The organism is uncultured Erythrobacter sp., from assembly GCF_947499705.1.
Lineage (GTDB): Bacteria > Pseudomonadota > Alphaproteobacteria > Sphingomonadales > Sphingomonadaceae > Erythrobacter.
Window position 1 is genome coordinate 775,347 of the sequence record NZ_CANMPJ010000002.1, and the last position, 17,293, is coordinate 792,639.

Annotated in this window: 21 protein-coding genes; 5 read left to right on the top strand and 16 right to left on the bottom strand. The window is 59.7% G+C overall.

Going from position 1 to position 17,293, the window contains the following annotated elements; all coding sequences use genetic code 11:
- Positions 1–224: 224 nt before the first annotated feature.
- Positions 225–638 carry a helix-turn-helix domain-containing protein gene (locus Q0837_RS16705; protein ID WP_298471827.1) on the bottom strand — a complete coding sequence of 138 codons (414 nt, stop codon included), beginning with the start codon at positions 636–638 and terminating at the stop codon, positions 225–227.
- Between the two features lie 150 nt (positions 639–788).
- Here Q0837_RS16705 and Q0837_RS16710 point away from each other — a divergent pair, with 150 nt between their 5' ends.
- From Q0837_RS16710 to Q0837_RS16720, 3 genes are read left to right on the top strand one after another with little or no spacing between them, the layout of a single operon-like run.
- Positions 789–1,655: an enoyl-CoA hydratase/isomerase family protein gene (locus tag Q0837_RS16710; RefSeq protein ID WP_298471339.1), complete on the top strand. Its 867-nt coding sequence runs from the start codon at positions 789–791 to the stop codon at positions 1,653–1,655.
- A 44-nt stretch (positions 1,656–1,699) separates the two neighbouring features.
- Entirely contained in the window at positions 1,700–2,185 is a 486-nt protein-coding gene (locus Q0837_RS16715) for a nuclear transport factor 2 family protein (protein WP_298471342.1), read from the top strand.
- Positions 2,182–2,595: a DoxX family protein gene (locus Q0837_RS16720; RefSeq protein WP_298471345.1), complete on the top strand. Its 414-nt coding sequence runs from the start codon at positions 2,182–2,184 to the stop codon at positions 2,593–2,595. The genes Q0837_RS16715 and Q0837_RS16720 overlap by 4 nt, the downstream gene beginning before the upstream one ends.
- A gap of 108 nt (positions 2,596–2,703) precedes the next feature.
- On the opposite strand, the gene dcd is transcribed toward Q0837_RS16720, so the two are convergent.
- From dcd to putA, 3 genes are all read right to left on the bottom strand, one after another.
- Positions 2,704–3,258, bottom strand: coding sequence for a dCTP deaminase (gene dcd / locus Q0837_RS16725; RefSeq protein ID WP_298471348.1), 555 nt, complete (start codon positions 3,256–3,258; stop codon positions 2,704–2,706).
- A gap of 187 nt (positions 3,259–3,445) precedes the next feature.
- On the bottom strand, positions 3,446–3,976 hold the full coding sequence (locus Q0837_RS16730; protein WP_298471350.1) for a hypothetical protein: 531 nt from the start codon (positions 3,974–3,976) through the stop codon (positions 3,446–3,448).
- Positions 3,977–4,002: 26 nt separating this feature from the next.
- Positions 4,003–7,110, bottom strand: coding sequence for a bifunctional proline dehydrogenase/L-glutamate gamma-semialdehyde dehydrogenase PutA (gene putA / locus Q0837_RS16735; RefSeq protein WP_298471353.1), 3,108 nt, complete (start codon positions 7,108–7,110; stop codon positions 4,003–4,005).
- A 630-nt stretch (positions 7,111–7,740) separates the two neighbouring features.
- On the opposite strand from putA, the gene Q0837_RS16740 reads away from it, so the two are divergent.
- Complete coding sequence (locus Q0837_RS16740; protein WP_298471355.1) at positions 7,741–8,184, top strand: LuxR C-terminal-related transcriptional regulator; 444 nt, start codon at positions 7,741–7,743, stop codon at positions 8,182–8,184.
- Positions 8,181–8,708, top strand: a complete 528-nt coding sequence (locus Q0837_RS16745; protein WP_298471358.1) for a hypothetical protein — start codon at positions 8,181–8,183, stop codon at positions 8,706–8,708. The genes Q0837_RS16740 and Q0837_RS16745 overlap by 4 nt, the downstream gene beginning before the upstream one ends.
- Here the strand turns inward: Q0837_RS16745 and Q0837_RS16750 are convergent.
- From Q0837_RS16750 to ccoO, 12 genes are all read right to left on the bottom strand, one after another.
- Entirely contained in the window at positions 8,705–9,139 is a 435-nt protein-coding gene (locus Q0837_RS16750) for a hypothetical protein (RefSeq protein WP_298471360.1), read from the bottom strand. The two genes, Q0837_RS16745 and Q0837_RS16750, sit on opposite strands and share 4 nt — an antisense overlap.
- On the bottom strand, positions 9,136–9,684 hold the full coding sequence (locus tag Q0837_RS16755) for a hypothetical protein (protein ID WP_298471362.1): 549 nt from the start codon (positions 9,682–9,684) through the stop codon (positions 9,136–9,138). Before Q0837_RS16755 ends, Q0837_RS16750 begins: the two co-directional genes overlap by 4 nt.
- Positions 9,685–9,774: 90 nt before the next feature.
- Positions 9,775–10,116 carry a hypothetical protein gene (locus Q0837_RS16760; protein ID WP_298471364.1) on the bottom strand — a complete coding sequence of 114 codons (342 nt, stop codon included), beginning with the start codon at positions 10,114–10,116 and terminating at the stop codon, positions 9,775–9,777.
- A 29-nt stretch (positions 10,117–10,145) separates the two neighbouring features.
- A complete protein-coding gene (locus tag Q0837_RS16765; protein ID WP_298471366.1) occupies positions 10,146–10,691 on the bottom strand; it encodes a hypothetical protein in 546 nt (181 codons plus the stop codon).
- A gap of 219 nt (positions 10,692–10,910) precedes the next feature.
- Positions 10,911–11,138: a hypothetical protein gene (locus Q0837_RS16770; RefSeq protein ID WP_298471369.1), complete on the bottom strand. Its 228-nt coding sequence runs from the start codon at positions 11,136–11,138 to the stop codon at positions 10,911–10,913.
- Positions 11,135–11,284, bottom strand: a complete 150-nt coding sequence (gene ccoS / locus Q0837_RS16775; protein WP_298471372.1) for a cbb3-type cytochrome oxidase assembly protein CcoS — start codon at positions 11,282–11,284, stop codon at positions 11,135–11,137. The genes Q0837_RS16770 and ccoS overlap by 4 nt, the downstream gene beginning before the upstream one ends.
- Positions 11,281–13,404: a heavy metal translocating P-type ATPase gene (locus tag Q0837_RS16780; RefSeq protein WP_298471375.1), complete on the bottom strand. Its 2,124-nt coding sequence runs from the start codon at positions 13,402–13,404 to the stop codon at positions 11,281–11,283. The genes ccoS and Q0837_RS16780 overlap by 4 nt, the downstream gene beginning before the upstream one ends.
- Positions 13,401–13,862, bottom strand: coding sequence for a FixH family protein (locus Q0837_RS16785; protein WP_298471378.1), 462 nt, complete (start codon positions 13,860–13,862; stop codon positions 13,401–13,403). The genes Q0837_RS16780 and Q0837_RS16785 overlap by 4 nt, the downstream gene beginning before the upstream one ends.
- The gene (ccoG, locus tag Q0837_RS16790; protein WP_298471380.1) at positions 13,862–15,394 is read right to left on the bottom strand and encodes a cytochrome c oxidase accessory protein CcoG; all 1,533 of its coding nucleotides are present in this window, start codon (positions 15,392–15,394) and stop codon (positions 13,862–13,864) included. The genes Q0837_RS16785 and ccoG overlap by 1 nt, the downstream gene beginning before the upstream one ends.
- A complete protein-coding gene (gene ccoP, locus Q0837_RS16795; RefSeq protein WP_298471382.1) occupies positions 15,381–16,358 on the bottom strand; it encodes a cytochrome-c oxidase, cbb3-type subunit III in 978 nt (325 codons plus the stop codon). The genes ccoG and ccoP overlap by 14 nt, the downstream gene beginning before the upstream one ends.
- Positions 16,351–16,512, bottom strand: a complete 162-nt coding sequence (locus Q0837_RS16800) for a cbb3-type cytochrome c oxidase subunit 3 (protein ID WP_298471385.1) — start codon at positions 16,510–16,512, stop codon at positions 16,351–16,353. The genes ccoP and Q0837_RS16800 overlap by 8 nt, the downstream gene beginning before the upstream one ends.
- The gene (gene ccoO, locus Q0837_RS16805; RefSeq protein WP_298471388.1) at positions 16,509–17,288 is read right to left on the bottom strand and encodes a cytochrome-c oxidase, cbb3-type subunit II; all 780 of its coding nucleotides are present in this window, start codon (positions 17,286–17,288) and stop codon (positions 16,509–16,511) included. Before ccoO ends, Q0837_RS16800 begins: the two co-directional genes overlap by 4 nt.
- Positions 17,289–17,293 lie beyond the last annotated feature (5 nt).

Below are 17,293 nucleotides of genomic sequence, written 5' to 3' on the forward strand. Positions count from 1 at the left end.
ACCGGCGAAGTTGACATCATTGACAGTGCGTCACCTCCCAATCTGACGTATTTTGAGTGTGTATTCCGAGGCTTGTGGCGAAAATACGAAGTTGACACTTGTCCAACTCGGTTCACGGTCTTCTGGGCCAGTGTGAGCGCGTCCATCATTGCCTGTCGACCATGACAGCTGGCCTCGATGTAGGAAAATCCTGATCGCTATTTGGGGGCAACAAGTACGGTGGATTAGTCGCCAATAGCTTTCCATTCCATATCTTGGACTGTTATTGGTTCACCGCATTTGTCACACTCTAGAATGGGATCAATTGCTAGGCCGCAAGTGCGATGGATGAGCGCAATAGGCGGCTTTGCGGCGGAATTTGCGTCATCCACACCATTGGCCCCGGCCCAGCGATCACCCCACTTCATCAATAGGACGATCGCCGGATAAAGGTCGCGGCCTTTTTCCGTAAGCCGATATTCAAAGCGTAGGGGCTTCTGGTGGTATGCTCGCTTTTCCAAAATGCCAAAGCTCACCAGTTTTTTCAGTCTGGCGCTCAAGATATTCGGCGACGCACCAGTCGTCTTCAACAGACCATCGAACCGCCTGACGCCGAAAAATGCGTCGCGCAGGATGAGGAAGCTCCAGCTGTCGCCCATCTCGGCCACGGCCTGCTCCACTGAGTCCCGCTCAGGACGTGCAGTTCCACCCGTTCCATCAGTCACTTGCAAAATGATATCCTATAGGTTACTTGCGATTCGATAGTGACTAGTCGGCACTCTATTTGCAACTCCATAAGGATACCGAAAATGCTCCAGGCGGCCAAGCTTCCACCTTTTGAAGACCTCACGTTCAAGCAAGACGGTCCCGTGGCACGCGTTACGCTCAATCGGCCCGAGGTCTTCAATGCCTTGTCCATCAACCTGTCCGCCGAGTTTACGACTGTACTGGAGTATTTGCGAGACGATCCTGAGACAAAGATTGTCGTTATCAGCGGTGCTGGCGATCAGTTTTGTACAGGAGACGACCTGACCGAAATGGGCTCGGGCGCTTGGGGCGATGCCAACCAGATCATGCGCCGCGTTCGGTTGTACCAGCATATGGCCAACACGCTCGAAGAGCTCGACAAGATAACCATCGCCTCCGTCGACGGCTATTGCGTCGGAGGCGGATTGGAAATCTCGATGGCGTGTGACTTCGTGATTTGCGCGCAACGCTCAAAATGGGGGATGCCGGAAGTTGATTGGGGCATCACACCGGGGTGGGGAGGAACCACGCGCATGGCGCGGCTGATTGGCCGCCGCATGACAAAAGAGATCAATCTTCTGGGCGCACTGCACCCTGCGCGCCGAGGTGTCGAATTGGGATTATTCAACCGCGTCGTGCCGAACGACAGGTTGGCTGATGAGACGCAGGCGCTTGTGGAATTGCTGCTGCTGAAAAACCAGCAAGGGCTGCGACAGCTAAAGTTCATGATCAACAAGAATGTCGAGGCCGACCTTTATACAGCTCAAGGGTTCGAAGCGCTTGGCGCAGCATTGACCGGCGCCATCAACGGATCTTGGCAAGTTCCAGAAGCCGATGCTGCGCATGGCTGGGCGTCTTACGCCGCCAACGATCCTGCCAGTCCGATCCGACAACGCCGGGAAGCGGCGAAAGACTTCTGGACGGACTGAACCGCTCATCCGCCTAAACCACCGTCAAACGAGGAAATTGCAAAATGAAATATCTAAAAGTCGCAGTCGCCGCTGCCGCTCTGGCGTCTTCGCCTCTACTTGCCCATGATCCAAAAGACCCGATCGAAACCGCTGTTGATCCCTTGTTCGACGCTGTTCTGGCCGAAGACATGTCCGCGGTCAGCGAAGTTATTGCCGACGGGGCGATGGTCCATGCGATGTTCAACCCGAACGGAGAAACCGGTGAGGGATCGATCAGGAGTTTCCCGGCAACAGCGTATTTCGGGATCGTCACGGCCAATTACGAGAATATCGAGTTTGTCGATCGCACCTACACCGTCTCTGAAGACAAAAAGACCGTTTGGATGGAGGCTAACGGCAACCTCCGAGTTGCAGAAACCGGCACCCCATACCGCAACCGCTACGTGTTCAAAATTACGATAAATGATGACGGAAAGGTCGCGAATATCGCCGAATGGGTCAATACGGCGACTTTGATCGCACAAGGCCGCACCGCCCAATCGCAATGACGTTTACGCGCGTGTCTTACGCGGTTGGTCGGGCCGGTCTTGCGTCCCTGTTCGTACTGGGCGCGGGCAATAAGCTGGGTTCGTACGAGCCAACATTGCAGAAAATGAGTGAGGCGGGAATACAGCAGCCGGACCTGCTGTTACCGGCGGTCATTCTGCTCGAATTGATCGGCGGACTTATCGTGGCATTTGGTGTTCGTGGTTCATGGCCGTCGGCAATTGCGTTGGCAGTTTTCACTTTGGCGACGAACGTGATGTTTCACCGCTTTTGGATGATGGAGGGAGTTATTGCTCAATTGGAGCTGTCCCTATTTTTCAAGAACATTGCCATAGCATCCGGCCTCGTTCTGGTCGCTGGTATCGAGTATTCTCGTAGGCTGGCGCTTTTGGGCAACGTGTTTTCTAAATGACTGCCGCCGGAACCAGAGCGCTTCGCGGAAATGGCTAAAGCAAAGCTGGGAGTAGGCACAGTATCTTGATTGACTGGCACTGCGGCGAGTCTCCTGCCTCCTCCCCAATTAGAGCCTAGGCAACGTCACCCCGCGCTGACCCATATATTTGCCCGCGCGGTCCTTGTAGCTCGTCTCGCAGCGTTCGTTGCCTTTCAGGAACAAAAACTGACACGCACCCTCATTGGCATAAATCTTGGCAGGGAGCGGCGTGGTATTGGAGAACTCCAGCGTCACATGGCCTTCCCAGCCCGGCTCCAGCGGGGTGACGTTCACGATGATCCCGCAGCGCGCATAGGTGCTTTTGCCGAGGCAGATGACCAGCACGTCTTCGGGCACGCGGAAATATTCGACTGTGCGGGCGAGCGCGAAGGAATTGGGCGGGATGATGCAGACATCGGTTTCGCGGTCGACGAAGTTCTTCGGGTCGAACTGTTTGGGATCGACCGTCGAGGAATCGACATTGGTGAAGATCTTGAACTCGGGCGCAACCCGCGCGTCGTAGCCGTAGGAGCTGAGCCCGTAGGAAATACACCCATCGCGCCGCTGCGCCTCCTCAAACGGCTCGATCATGCCATTCGATTGCGCCTGCTCGCGAATCCATTTGTCTGAGAGAATCGCCATGGGTGAGTGATTCCCGATTGTAGTCGGGGCGGCAAGCGGAGGCGTGGATTTAGCTGGGGGAGTCTTGCTGAAGTCCCTCACCTCTTTAGAGAAGAGAGTTGCGTGCGTTGATGTGGGGCAGGACGAGGCTGACGCCTCGCAGCCACCCCTTAATCCCCTCCCTTGAAAAGGTGGAAAAGGTGCATACTCACTTCACCTTCTTCGCCCCAAGGCTCGGATTCAACGACACCACGTGGTTCAACCACTTCTTCGGCCGTCGCAGCATGTTGTCCGGGTATTCGACCTGTAGCCCCAGGATCTGCGCCATTTTGCCAACGAAGTGGATGCAGTTGCGCTTTTCCAGGTCGTAATATTTGCCCGGCGCGTTCTGCCATGTGCGCACCTCGGCAATGATCTTGCGGTACTGCGCGTCGGTGATCGTCATCGTGAAGTGACGGTTGGTCTTCTTCACATTCTTGGCACTTTCGGCGAGCACCATGTGTTCGACCGGGCCGCTGAGGATCGCTGGCGTTACTTTGCGCGCTGAAAAGCCGTAATTCTCGTCCACTTTCTCGCCGGTGGATTCAAGCTCCCCTTCGAGCACGATGAAGGTGTGCGGATAGCGTCCGAACAGCACCGACCCGTTAAAGGAATGGAAGTGGATCTGGACGTCGGCCAGCGCCGGTCCGCTCCAGACGAGGGCGAGCAGCGCGAAAAGATGAATGATGAGGCGTTTCATAACTCGCTGCTTATCGCGCAAATGTTTCAGCTTGCAAGTAAACTGGCATTGCCGCCCGCCGCCGTCGTGTCGATGCAGGTGACGCGTTCGGTTGCAAAGCGGGCAAGGTAGTGCGGGCCGCCCGCCTTGGGGCCAGTGCCGGACAGACCTTCACCGCCGAACGGCTGGCTTTCGACCACTGCCCCGATCTGGTTGCGGTTGACGTAGAAATTGCCGACGCGTGCGCGGCTCTGGACGAAGCGCCGGGTTGCTTCGATCCGGCTGTGCAGGCCTAGCGTCAGCCCATATCCGGTCGCGTTGATGTCTTCGACCACCTGCTCCAGTGCTTCCGCTTCGAACCGCACCACGTGTAGCACGGGGCCGAAGTTCTCGCGATTGAGGTCGAGGATCGAATCCAGTTCGATGATGGTCGGTGCGACGAAGTGCCCATTGGCAGTGTCTTCGCCCAAGGCGATGCGTTCCACTGGCCGACCGCTCTTCTTGCGGCGCGCGACATGGCGTTCCAGCGCCGCCTCGGCATCCGCATCGATCACCGGGCCGACATCCGTGGCGAGGTTTGTAGGGTCGCCGACGTGGAGCGCCTCGAACCCGCCTCGGATCATCTCCAGCATGGAATCGGCCACATCATCCTGAAGATACAGCACCCGCAGAGCAGAGCAGCGCTGGCCTGCGCTCTGGAACGAGCTGGCCAGCACATCGCGCACCACCTGTTCCGGGAGCGCGGAGGAATCGACGATCATCGCGTTCTGTCCGCCGGTCTCGGCAATCAATGTAGCAATCGGCCCTTCGCGCGCGGCGAGCGACTGATTGATCAGGCGCGCGGTCTCGGTCGAACCCGTGAAGGCGACCCCGGCGATCCGCGGATCGGAAGTGATGGCCTGTCCCACTTCACCCGCTCCAGGCAGCAACTGTAGCGCCTCTGGCGGGATACCGGCCTCGTGACACAACTTCACGGCAAGCGCGGCGATCAGCGGCGTCTGTTCAGCGGGTTTGGTGACAACCGTGTTGCCAGCGGCGAGCGCAGCGGAGGCCATGCCGATGAAGATCGCCAGTGGGAAGTTCCACGGAGAGATGGTGGCAAACACCCCGCGCCCATGCAGGCTGAGCGTATTCTCTTCGCCGGTTGGACCAGGCAGGGTAATCGGTTCGGCGAAATGGTAGCGTGCCTCGGCAGCGTAGTAGCGCAGGAAATCGACCGCTTCGCGCAGCTCCAGCACCGCATCGAGCAGGGTCTTGCCTGCTTCGCGCTGGCACAGCGACAGGAACTCGGCGCTGTGCGCTTCGAACAGGTCGGCGGCTTCTTCCAGCAGCACCGCGCGTTTCTCTCCGCCCAGCGCGTCCCAGCCCGGCTGGATAGCGACGGCTCGTGTGATCGCCTCCTCGACTTCCGCCGGCGTCGTATCGCGCCGCGTGCCGACTTCGATCCGGGTGTCCTGCGGCGACGTGATCGGCGCGATCTCTCCGGGCGCATCGCTGGGGAAGGTTGGTTCAGCGATCCAGCTGCGATCTTCCAAATCGCGCAGTTGCGCCTGAAGCGGGCTAAGCACAAGCGGATCGGCGAGGTCGATCCCGGCGCTGTTTGAGCGACCCTCGAATATGTCTTTGGGTAGCGGGATCGCCGGGTTGCGGCGCGGCGACATGGCTTCGAGTTCGCTGACCGGATCGCCGACCAGTTCCTCCGCCGGAATGTCGGCATCGCCCATGCGGTTGACGAAGCTGGTGTTGGCCCCGTTTTCGAGCAGGCGGCGTACGAGATAGGCGAGCAGCTCCTTGTGCCCGCCTACGGGTGCGTAAATCCGCACGGGTGTCGGCGCATTGCCTTCAAGCTTGTGCAGCGCGTCGTAAACCTCTTCGCCCATGCCGTGGAGGCGTTGGAACTCAAACGTACGACCTGCACTCATCTCCTTAACTGCGGCGATCGTGTAGGCGTTGTGCGTGGCAAAGGCGGGCTTGATAACATCGTCATGCTCGAACAATCGCGCCGCGCAGGCGAGATACGAGACGTCGGTTGCCAGCTTGCGGGTGAAGACCGGGTAGTCGCTGTATCCGCCGACTTGGCTGATCTTGATCTCGCTATCCCAATAGGCGCCTTTGACCAGCCGCACGAACAGCTTGCGCCCATGCCGCCGGGCCAGTTTGGCGACCCAGTCGCACAAAGGAGCGCCGCGCTTCTGATAGGCTTGCAATGCGAGGCCAAAACCTTCCCAGCGCGAACCGTCTTCGCGGGTAAACAGTTCGTCATCGCCGACCAGCATCTCGATGACGTCGAGGGACAGTTCGAGCCGCTCGGCTTCTTCGGCATCGATGGTGAAGTGGATGTTGGCGTCGCGCGCCTTCATCGCCAGTTCCTTGACGATCGGTACAATTTCGGCGCGAGCCTGCTCGGCATGGAAGAAATCGTATTTGGGGTGCAGCGCTGACAGCTTGACCGAAATGCCGGGCGATGGGCCGATGCCGCCCTTGGCTTCCCTGGCCAGTCGGTCGAGCGCGCGGCCATAGGCTTCGCGGTAGCGTGCGGCGTCGGGATAGGTCATGGCCGCTTCGCCGAGCATGTCGAACGAGTGCGTGAGACCCTTCGCGCGTTCCGGCGCGGCGCGTTTCAGCGCTTCCTCGATGCTCCGCCCGAACACGAATTGCCCGCCAAGAATTTTCATCGCCTGCAACGTCGCCGTGCGGATCACTGGTTCGCCCATGCGGTTCACCGCGCGTTTCAGCGTCGATCCCATGCCGCGCTGGTGCGCATCGGGCTGCTCGAGAACTTCCCCGGTCAGCATCAGCGAGAATGTCGCGGCATTGACGAAGGTCGATGAGCTTTCGCCCAAATGTTCGCCCCAGTCGATCGTGCCGATCTTGTCCTTGATCAGAGCATCGGCGGTTTCGTGATCGGGTACACGTAGCAAAGCCTCGGCAAGGCACATCAGCGCGATACCTTCTTCGGTGTCGAGCCCGAACTGCTGCAGGAACGCGTCGATCCCGCTCGCCTTGCGTGCCCTTGCGCCTTCGATCAGATCGATGGCCAGCGCAGCCGCTTGCTCCCTCACTTTGGAGGCGGGCTTTGCCTGTTCGAGGCGCTCGGCAATACAGGCCTCTTCGTCGGCGCGAAAGGCGCGGCGCAGCTCCGCGCGGTCAAGCATGTTTGGGGTTGCCGGGGGCAAATCGGGCGACGTCACGGGCAATGCGAATCCTGCTCAAGAAACCAGATGTCAGCGATCTGGACCCGCACGGCTTGTGGCGCAAGCCAAGTCGTTTGATCGTTGTCAGAATTGGCAAGACTCGGATGCGTGAAGTCGGCTTCGCCAAGCAAACAATTGTCCGCACCCTCCAATGCTTCTCTCGTGAACAAGGAAAAAAGCGACCTAGTCCCTGGACACGAGATGACATCGAAGAGTGCGGACGTATCGGCTCTCACCTTTAGGCGATGAGCCGAATTCAGTATTCTCCATGCGAAGCTGTTCGGACGGGGACGACGCCCGGCCTAACGGGAATTGGTGGATCGAGAAGAGTGGTATTTGCGAGCCTGATGTACGCTATTCGCTGCCGCTGGATTTGCCTCGTGATGACTGAGGACATAGGCTTCAGATCACTCCTGCAAAGTTGTATCTGTTGGCTTCTCTCATCGCGAGAAAACACTAGACCCGCCCCCCAACCGTTATGGGCTCGGCTTGACGAGGGTCAGATCGATTGCCAACCTATGGAATTCTGCACTGCACCCCTGCAGTGAGGGTCAAACCATTGAAGTAACTGAATTAGTAGCGAAAGAAAAAGTGGCACTTGAACTTGAGTTGACGCAAAGGCAGCGCGAGGTCGCGGAAGGACTGGTTGCCGGAAAGAACATCCCGACCATCGCAGAGGAGCTCGGCATAACCGAGAGCCGCGTGAATCAGATCGTTCGAGCGCTCAAGGACCGTTTCAAAGTCGAAACCCAGGCCGGAATCGCCGCGACATTCAGACGCTCCAGCGCGACCGAGATCCATTCGGCTGATGAGGTTGCAGAGGAATTCGCCGACCATTCGGCGGACGAAACCCTTGTGCCTGATTATCTCAATGGCCCAAACGCGACTGTGAATCGCGTGACCGCGATCCTGGCGCTGGCGTTTCTCATCTCGGCAATTGGCCTCGCTCTTGTTTTGTTCGCCACGACGATGAGCGATGCATCGGATGGGAAGGTTGAAATCGAAGGTCAGGGTGATCGGCCAATATCGACATGATCGATGTGCTCGACCTTTTCTTCCAGTTCCTGGTCTACACAAGCCACTTTCGTGGTGAACTGCAGGACGTCTGGACAGTGGCGCTAATGTTCGCTTGCCTTCGGTGGGGAGGCGGTCCGGAAAAGATCGGCTTTGCTGTTTGGACTGTGCTTACCTTCAGCAGCACCGTTGTTCGGGCCCTGTATGATGGGCCGACTGCGGGTGAGGCTGAACTGGCCGCCGCCCTATGGACAGTACAGCCGATTGACCTGCTGACCGATGTGCTGCTCTTTGTTGGATTTGTCGCGATCGCACTTGTCGCGAACAGGAGATACATTTTTTGGGTTGCTGCTTTTCAGGTGATCGCTCTTTCTGCTCACCTGCTGCGCGCCCTCATCGAGGGCATGACGCCGTTCACCTACGTATTCATGACGGTCGCACCCGGCTGGGCGCAGGTCTTCATTTTTACCTATGGCTTGATTGCGCACACTCGCCGTGAGCCCAATCGCTACGCCGATTGGCGCTGGCAGGTTAAAACCGCTTAGGACCCTTTCGGTTCGAAATAGATCACGCCCTTTTCAAGCGCGCTCGGTCCGAACTTGCGGTGCACTTTCCACTTTCTTTCGTGCGCTTCGCTCCGGATCTTTATTTCGCGTTGTTCTTTGCGGGTCCATAGCCAGCCACCGACGATGCCAGCGAAACCGAGAAATACGACACCGCCAACCGCGAGCCAGCTCTGCGGTTCGAACTGGGATTCGAGCAGGGCGACCAGGCCGAACAGCAGAACCACGATCCCGGCCAGGATCGGGGCCCACCCAAATTGGCTTGAGCCGTAGGCGTCCTGACGCTCCTTAAGATAAGCCATCATGATCGGCCACGCGGTCGCCATCGCTTCTGAGCGCCCTTGAAGGCGGCCTTCGCGCAAACCGGCATTGTACATCGCGCGGTCGACACCGCCGACCTTTTTCATACTCATGACACGATCCTCACGGTTTTTTCAGGGTCGGGCTCGACAAGAATGCGGGCCACCGGATTTTCGAATTCCTCCCAAAGATCGGGATCGCGCCATTGCTGGTACGGCCCCTCTTTGCGAAGTTTGATTTGATGCAGAATAGTGGCGGTCAGAATGGTCAGCATAACCAGCAAGGTCGGCCCGCTTTTCAGGACGGAGTATGCAATGCCGATAATCCGCTCGGCATCGATGACGAGCCGCACAAGATGCGTGCCGATGGTCAGGCCCTGAAGCGCCACTGCGCAGAGCGGCCAATACGACCGGGACGACCGTGATATGGCGTACAGCCCGATAAGCCCGATAATGTCCGCCAGAACCGACGCGGCATCGACAGTCTGATAGCGCGGCGGCATCAATTCGTAGGTGACGTTCTGCACAGTCGCCATGTATATCAACGTCAGCGCTGCCAGCCTTTCCGGTCCCAGATGGCGGTCAAATGGGAGCCATCGCCAGAGCTGGTTTCGCAGGCCCGATTGCTGGCGCTGCGACCACTTTTCTGGCGACGGCATTCCACCCCAAATCAAGGCGGCAATTAGAGTTGCAATCAACAGCGGGTAAAATATTGCCGCCATCAAGATTTGGAGTTCAGTGGTCACAGATTACGCGACCTCGCGAAGATGCGAAACAGTTGAGCCCTCATCGCGCTGCTTCGGACAAAGCGGTGGGAAGTCGCCCATTTCCTTGATCTTGTGCTCTGCGCGGACATGCGCGCTGCCGACCTTTTCAAGCGCGGTAAAGCCGCAGTCGATGGACGATTTGATATCTGCGATAGTCTTGCGTGACGAGATGGGAGATTCCCCGACATCGGCGCAGAATTCCATCATCTTGGAGCCAAGTTCCATTGTGGCGGCAAGTGACGCGTAAGCTTGTTTCTCGGCTGCGTGGCAAAGATCGCTAACTGCAATTGCGCGGGCGGTCATTTCATCATGTGTCATCGGCATTGTTGTCTCCGTTGGTGCATTTGCACAATCTACGAAGGCACATCGCCGCTTAAGAAAACGCTCGTGAGAAGCGCTAACGCGGCGATCAGGACCAGCAAAACCACAAAGCCCAGCATCAGAACGAGCGTCAGCGCGACCTGCGTGCGGACCGGATGTTTGGCCCTTTGTACCCCAAGGCGCGAGCCGAACACCTCCCTTTCCAATCGCTCCGCAAAGACGGGGTCTGCGAAAAATTCGGGAGGGATTTCGATCGCGTCCTCAAAGTCCTCATCAGCGGATTCGGGCATTTGTTCGAGACCAGAAAAACCGTGTACAGATTCTCCGTACAGGTCGCGCAGCCGCTTGTACTCGCGCACCGAATGCCATTTGTTGTTGGTGCCAAGCTTCTCTCGAATACGTCGCAGCATGCCGTTGACCGCGTCTTCGCCTACGCCGCGCACCTCTGCGATCGCTGCATTGTCGCGGTGGCCATCATCGGCGATTTCGAGCAGTTGCTTTTGATCAGCGGTAAGCGCCTCCCAGCGGCGAAGATCTTCCGCGTCTGGAACTGGAGATGGGTTTGCGCTCTGCTTCACAGTCAAAAGATACTGTTTGTCGCATAGAGTGCAATGATCGGACTGATTTTTGCCGGTGGGGGAAATGGCGTGATTTACGCTAGGAAACCGGGCGATTCTCCCAACTTCGAAGGTAAAACAAGGCCATAATCACCAGGTGCGGCGCTCTTGGATCGCGGAACTGAAAGATTGTGCGGATTCGGATCAATATGGATCTAACCGCACAGCGATCACGCGCGGTTAGGCGACTTCCTGTCTTTGCTTTGGATCGAATTGCTTTCTGCAATTGCCTGCATGGCATGCTTTCTGATGGCAGTCGGAGGCTGGCATTTCATCCTCGTCGCCGAGCGAAATGGTGATTGAGCCGCCATCGCACAGCGTCATGGTCAGCGTGTCCTCTGCTTCGCTCGGCAGAGGGCCGGTGACCAAGGGAACAATTGCGAGGATTGCGAGCGCAGAGCCATTCATTGCTGATCTTCCTCGTCAATGAGGATACGGTTGGCGGCACCGTCCATGTCGTCATACTGCCCGGTTCGCATCGCCCAGAAGAATGCAGCGAGACCGAGCGCGCCCAGACCGAGCGCGATGGGGATAAGGAACGCCAGACCTGTCATTTGGCAGCTCCCGACAGGCGCAAGGAATTCGCGACCACCACCAGCGAACTGACCGACATCGCGATGGCTGCAATCAGCGGGGTAACATAGCCGAAAAGCGCAAGCGGCACGGCGAGCACGTTGTAGCCAATCGCGAAGCCGAAATTCTGCCTGACGATCTGCATGGTGCGCCGCGCGACCCGGATCGCAAGAGCAACCGGCATCAGTTTCTCACCGATGAACACCGCATCGGCGGCCTGCTGGCTAGCATCGGAGGCGGTGCCGGGTGCAATCGAGGCGTGGGCAGCAGCGAGGGCGGGACCATCGTTGAGGCCGTCACCGACCATCAGTGGCTTGCGACCTTCTGCGCGCAAGGCCTCAAGCGAAGCGAGTTTGTCTTGCGGGCTGGCGGAACCGGCGGCTGGGAGTCCCAGTTGGGTGGCAACCGCTTCGACGGCCATGGCCCGATCTCCGGAGAGGATGCTTGAGGAAATACCTGCCTGTTCGAGCGCCGCGATTGTCTCCGCAGCATCACCTCGCAGAGGATCAGCGAATGACAGCATTTGGATGTCCTCGCCGAAGGTGAGACGCGACGCCAGATCGTTGGATTGCTGATCTGGTCGTTCAAGTGAGACCGGTTTGCCATTCCACCAGCCGGCAAGCCCCAGACCGGCCTCCTCGGCGACGTCCGACACCTTGGCGGCCCTTACGCCTTCGCGTCGAAGCGCAGCGGCGAGCCCGCGGCTGAGCGGGTGGCGGCTGTGCTGCGCCAGACCGAGTGCCACGGAACGTGCTTCGTCGGTCAGCTCAGAAATGTCGGGCTGCGGTTCGCCCAACGTCAGCGTGCCGGTCTTGTCGAATATGGCGGTATCGCATTCGGCGAGCCGCTCCAGTGCGCTTCCATCCTTCACCAGCAATCCGCGCTTGAGCAGCGCCCCTGATGCGACCACCTGCGCTGTCGGAACCGCAAGGCCCATCGCGCAGGGGCACGTGATGATCAGAACCGCAATCGCAATCAGCAGCGATTGGTGCCAGCCTGCCCCGGCGATCATCCATCCGGCGAAGGCCAGCGCAGCGAGTATGTGCACGACCGGCGCATAGGCCCGGCTCGCACGGTCGGCGATGCGGACATAGTTGCTGCGCGACTGTCCCGCTTCGTCCATCAAGCGCGCGATCTCGGCTATGGCGGTGTAATCTGCAACTTTGGTCAGCCGCACGCGGATCGGGCTGCCTAGGTTGATCGATCCGGCATGGACGACGCTGCCGATGCCAACGTGCTCAGGCGCGCTTTCGCCAGTTAGCATCGAATTGTCGATTGCGCTGTTGCCGTCCTCGACTTCGCCATCGGCGGCGAGCGCCTCACCCGCAGCGACCAGCACGAGCATGCCGGGTTCGAGATCGCCTGCGGCAATCCGCTGCGTGGTGTCATCCGGCCCGATCACGCTGGCGCTTTTGCCCATCCGCCCGAGCAACGCGCCGATCCCTGCTCGGGTGCGGGTGCGCATCTCGGCATCGAGCGCCCGGCCTGCGAGCAGGAAGAACAGCAGCATCACAGCGCTTTCGAAATAGGCGTGTTCGCCGCCGGTCACGGTCTCGTAGAGACTGAGCGCGGTGGCGAGGATCACCCCGATCGAGATCGGCACATCCATGTTGGTGCGGCGGAATTTGAGCGCCATCCAGGCCGAAGCGAAGAACGGACGGCCCGCATAGGCGATCACCGGCATCGCGATCAGTGCGGAGAGCCAGTGGAACAGCTCGCGGGTCGATCCTTCCGCGCCCGACCAGATGCTAACCGACAGCAGCATGATGTTCATCATGCCGAAGCCTGCGACCGCGAGCGCGCGCATGAGCTGCTTGTGCTCCTTGTCGTCATTGCCGAGCGGGTTGTCAGCAATGGGCTGGGCTTCGAAACCGAGATGCAGCAGGGCGTCGCCAAGCGCGTCCTCGCCCAGTGCCGGATCGTGCTCGATGGCGACGCGCTTGGCTGAGAAGTTCACCCGCGCGGCGGCAATGCCATCGACTTTGGGCAATTCGCGCTCGATCTTGGCCATGCACCCGGCGCAGCGCATGCCCGGCACCGTAAAGCGGGTGCCGGTCAATTCCGCCGAACTAGTGTCTGCGAAGGCGACAGGGGCGTTCACGGGAGTTCGCTTTCCTCGGTCCAGTTCTTACCCCCTGCCGCGATGGTGAGCCGCATTGTCCAACGACCATTGCTCACAGTCTCGACTGAGCGAAATGAGCCATCCGCTTGGGAAGTGAAGGTGAGGCTGGCATAGTCGCGCTCACCAATTGGGCGGCGCAGTTCAGCGCTGACGGTGGCTCCGGCTGGCACACCTTCCGTCGAGATCACCACGTGACCGGCTTCGTCGCGCGCAGCTATAGCCTCCCAGCCGAGCGCGCGGGACTTCTCGGCCTCTTCGAGCCAGCCGTTGAACTTCTGGCTGGCGACGTAGGAGTTCTCGACCACGATCCCATGGAATCCGCCAACAGCAAGGCTGGCCATGTAGAAATTGACCGCAATGACGATCCCGAACCCGCCAACCATCACGCCGAGCATGTGACGGCCAGTGAACACTCGTTTGTCAGGGGCCGTTGCCATCAGAGGTCTCCGGGATTGGTGAAGTTGGTCGGGGCGATGTCTTGCTCGCGCTGCTCATCAAGCGATGTCAGGCGGAAGGTGAATTCACTCGCGATCTCGCCGGTGGGCACCATCACATAGGCGCGCACCACGCGGGTTTCGTTGGCGGGCACTTCGATCACTTGTTTGGCGGCGGCATCGTCGGCGCTAATCGCGTCGGTCCACATCACCGAGCCTGCGGGCAGGCCGATCAGCGCGACTTCCATCTCGCGAGGGCGGGCCTCCATATTGCGCAGCCTCAGAGTGTAGGAATTGCGCACCGCGCCGTCCTTCATCAGCATGAAAGGGGGATTTCGGTCGGGCGAGACGGTGAGATCGGTGTGCGTTCGCGTTCCGAGCGCGAATAGCATGGCGAGGCCAATCGCGCCCCAGACGCCGAAATAGATGAAAAGACGCGGGCGCAGCAGTGCTTTCCAAGCTGGTTCGGGGGTTGCCCCGGCCGCTTCGCGCTCGCACTGGTCGAGCGTCGCATAATCGATCAGCCCGCGCGGGCGGCCTATATCCTTCATCACCCGGTCGCAGGCATCGATACACAAAGCGCAGGTGATGCAGCCGATCTGCTGGCCTTCGCGAATGTCGATCCCGGTCGGGCACACCGCGACGCATTCGCGGCAATCGATGCAGTCGCCGTATTTCTCCGGCTCTTTCTGCGCTTTCTTCAGGCTGCCGCGCTGCTCACCGCGCCAATCCTTGTAGGTCACGATCAGCGATTGCTCATCGAGCATGGCGGCCTGAATGCGCGGCCACGGGCACATATAGACGCACACCTGTTCGCGCATGAACCCGCCGAGCCAGAAGGTGGTGAAGGTAAGAATGCCGACGGTGGCATAGGCAACCAGCGCGGCCTCTCCGGTGAAGAAGTCGACGAACAAGGTCGGCGCATCGGCAAAATAGAGGATCCACGCGCCGCCGGTGACCATGCTGATCAGCAGATAGACCGCCCATTTCGAAGTGCGCCGCGCGATCTTGCTCGGGCCCCATGGAGCCTTGTCGAGCCGCATCCGGGCATTGCGATCACCGTCGAAGAAGCGGTCGACATGCTGGAACAGGTCGGTCCACACGGTTTGCGGACAGGCATAGCCGCACCAAGCGCGGCCCACGGCTGTGGTGACGAGGAACAGCCCGACGCCCGCCATGATCAGCATGCCAGCGACGAAGTAAAACTCGTGCGGCCAGATCTCGATATCGAACATGTAGAAGCGCCGATGCGCGAGATCGATCAGCACCGCCTGATCAGGTGCATAGGGCCCGCGGTCCCAGCGTATCCATGGCGTGATGTAATAGATCGCCAAAGTGACGAGCATGATGAGCCATTTGAACCGCCGAAACGGCCCGTCGATCCGCTTGTTGTGGACCGCTTTGCGCTTCTCGTAGAGATCCTGATGCTGCGGCGGACCGCCCGATCCGCCGCCGCCCTTGGGCTTTCCTCCAGGCACAGCTCCGCCCCAGTCGCGGGGCTCGGTTGCCGGTGCGGTGGTGTTAGCGCTGACCATTGCTCCGATTCGTAGTCGCGACTTCTTCCGGCTGATCTTCCATGATGGCGGGTGCATCGCCCGGCGTGTCATCTCCCTCAGCTTCGAGCGCCTGACCGCCGCCGCGCGTATGGACATAGGCTGCGAGCATCTTGATCGTCACCGGATCAAGCTTGTCGCTCCAGCCCGGCATGACGCCGTGACGAGGATTGAGGATTTGCTGACGCACCAGCGCCGGAGTATCCCCGTAAAGCCAGATCGCGTCGTTGAGCGCCGGGGCGCCCTGCATGGGATCGCCTTCGCCCGCAGGCTGGTGGCACGATGCACAGTTCTGCGCGTAGAGTTCAGCGCCGGTGGTATTGGACTGAGCCTTTCCGCTCAGCGACAGAACGTGATTGGTCAGCGCGTCGATCTGCGCATCCTCGAAGATGCCATCGAAGGCTGGCATGTAGTTCAGCCGCGTCTGGTCGGACCCTTCCCAGCGGATGCCGTGGATCAGCGTGTATTCGATGGCGTTAACATCGCCGCCCCAGATCCAGTCATCGTCGTTTAGGTTAGGGTAGCCAAATTCTTCGTAGCCCGCTGCGCCCGCGCCGTGACACTGCACGCAATTGACTTTGAACGCTGCTTCGCCGCCAACGACGGCGCGCGGCATCAAATCCTTTCGTTTGAGCAGCTCCGCCGTCGAAAGCGCTGCAACTTGCGACCTAAAGCCAGCCTGTTTGGCATTCTCTGCCGCTATGTCCTTCGCCAGCTCGCCGCGGCTTGACCAGCCGAGCGTCCCAGCGGTTGCCTTTTCGACCAGCGGCCAGGCAGGATAGAGCACGACATAGACAAGGCTCCACGCGATCGTGGCGTAGAAGGTCCACAGCCACCAGCGCGGCAGCGGCGTGTTGAGCTCTTCGATGCCGTCCCATTCGTGGCCGACAAATTCGGTGCCGGTGGGTTCGTCGATCCGCGAGTCACGGTTTTTGGGATCAGACATTGTCGTCTTCCTTGAAAATCGAGTGTTTGGCATCTTCGACATGGCCGCGAGCGCGGGGCAGGAAATGCCAACCGCACAGCAGCAGGTAGAGGCCGAAGATCACGACCAGTCCGTAGCTGTCGGCAAAGTGGCGGAGGACTTCGTAGAAGCTCATCGTCCGGTCTCCTCGGCCAGTTCCTGCTGCGCGGCGACGCTGTTCACATCGACCAGCGTACCGAGCATCTGCAGGTAGGCGACCAGCGCATCCATCTCGGTCACGCGGCTCGGATCGCCGTCGTAATCGCGGATCTGCGCCTTGGGATAGCGCTCCTCCAGATCGCCCGCGTCGAGTTCCGGATTGGCCTGCGCGAACAGATCATTTTCCGCCTGCTCGATATCGGTGTCGCTGTACGGCACACCGACGGTGCGCAGCGCGCTGAGATTGGCGGCTGGGTCGGCAACCTTGAGCGTGGTTTCCGCCAGGAAGCTGTAGGACGGCATGATCGTTTGCGGCACCACGCTTTCCGGATCTTTCAGGTGCTGGACGTGCCATTCATCCGAATAGCGCCCGCCGACCCGCGCGAGGTCCGGTCCGGTCCGCTTGGATCCCCATTGGAACGGGTGATCGTACATACTTTCAGCCGCCAGCGAGTAATTGCCATAGCGCTCCACCTCGTCGCGGAACGGGCGGATCATCTGGCTGTGGCAGGTGTAGCAGCCTTCGCGAATATAGATGTCGCGGCCTGCCTGCTCGAGCGGGGTGTAGGGGCGCATGCCCTCGACTTCCTCGATCGTGTTGTCGATCCAGAACAGCGGGGCGATCTCGACAATGCCGCCGATGGCGACCGTGACGAAGGTCGCGACGCCGAGCAGAGTGACGTTCTTCTCTAGCCTCTTGTGGCCTTCAAAGGCGCCCTGATCGGGTGCGCCAGTGGGTGAGGTGGTGCTCATCGTTC

What these genes read in the sequence shown, in the direction of transcription:
- Q0837_RS16705 (WP_298471827.1), bottom strand. Translation starts at nt 638, where the DNA reads ATGGGCGACAGCTGGAGCTTCCTCATCCTGCGCGACGCATTTTTCGGC.
- Q0837_RS16710 (WP_298471339.1), top strand. Translation starts at nt 789, where the DNA reads ATGCTCCAGGCGGCCAAGCTTCCACCTTTTGAAGACCTCACGTTCAAG.
- Q0837_RS16715 (WP_298471342.1), top strand. Translation starts at nt 1,700, where the DNA reads ATGAAATATCTAAAAGTCGCAGTCGCCGCTGCCGCTCTGGCGTCTTCG.
- Q0837_RS16720 (WP_298471345.1), top strand. Translation starts at nt 2,182, where the DNA reads ATGACGTTTACGCGCGTGTCTTACGCGGTTGGTCGGGCCGGTCTTGCG.
- dcd (WP_298471348.1), bottom strand. Translation starts at nt 3,258, where the DNA reads ATGGCGATTCTCTCAGACAAATGGATTCGCGAGCAGGCGCAATCGAAT.
- Q0837_RS16730 (WP_298471350.1), bottom strand. Translation starts at nt 3,976, where the DNA reads ATGAAACGCCTCATCATTCATCTTTTCGCGCTGCTCGCCCTCGTCTGG.
- putA (WP_298471353.1), bottom strand. Translation starts at nt 7,110, where the DNA reads ATGCTTGACCGCGCGGAGCTGCGCCGCGCCTTTCGCGCCGACGAAGAG.
- Q0837_RS16745 (WP_298471358.1), top strand. Translation starts at nt 8,181, where the DNA reads ATGATCGATGTGCTCGACCTTTTCTTCCAGTTCCTGGTCTACACAAGC.
- Q0837_RS16750 (WP_298471360.1), bottom strand. Translation starts at nt 9,139, where the DNA reads ATGAGTATGAAAAAGGTCGGCGGTGTCGACCGCGCGATGTACAATGCC.
- Q0837_RS16755 (WP_298471362.1), bottom strand. Translation starts at nt 9,684, where the DNA reads ATGCCGTCGCCAGAAAAGTGGTCGCAGCGCCAGCAATCGGGCCTGCGA.
- Q0837_RS16760 (WP_298471364.1), bottom strand. Translation starts at nt 10,116, where the DNA reads ATGCCGATGACACATGATGAAATGACCGCCCGCGCAATTGCAGTTAGC.
- Q0837_RS16770 (WP_298471369.1), bottom strand. Translation starts at nt 11,138, where the DNA reads ATGAATGGCTCTGCGCTCGCAATCCTCGCAATTGTTCCCTTGGTCACC.
- ccoS (WP_298471372.1), bottom strand. Translation starts at nt 11,284, where the DNA reads ATGACAGGTCTGGCGTTCCTTATCCCCATCGCGCTCGGTCTGGGCGCG.
- Q0837_RS16785 (WP_298471378.1), bottom strand. Translation starts at nt 13,862, where the DNA reads ATGGCAACGGCCCCTGACAAACGAGTGTTCACTGGCCGTCACATGCTC.
- ccoG (WP_298471380.1), bottom strand. Translation starts at nt 15,394, where the DNA reads ATGGTCAGCGCTAACACCACCGCACCGGCAACCGAGCCCCGCGACTGG.
- ccoP (WP_298471382.1), bottom strand. Translation starts at nt 16,358, where the DNA reads ATGTCTGATCCCAAAAACCGTGACTCGCGGATCGACGAACCCACCGGC.
- Q0837_RS16800 (WP_298471385.1), bottom strand. Translation starts at nt 16,512, where the DNA reads ATGAGCTTCTACGAAGTCCTCCGCCACTTTGCCGACAGCTACGGACTG.
- ccoO (WP_298471388.1), bottom strand. Translation starts at nt 17,288, where the DNA reads ATGAGCACCACCTCACCCACTGGCGCACCCGATCAGGGCGCCTTTGAA.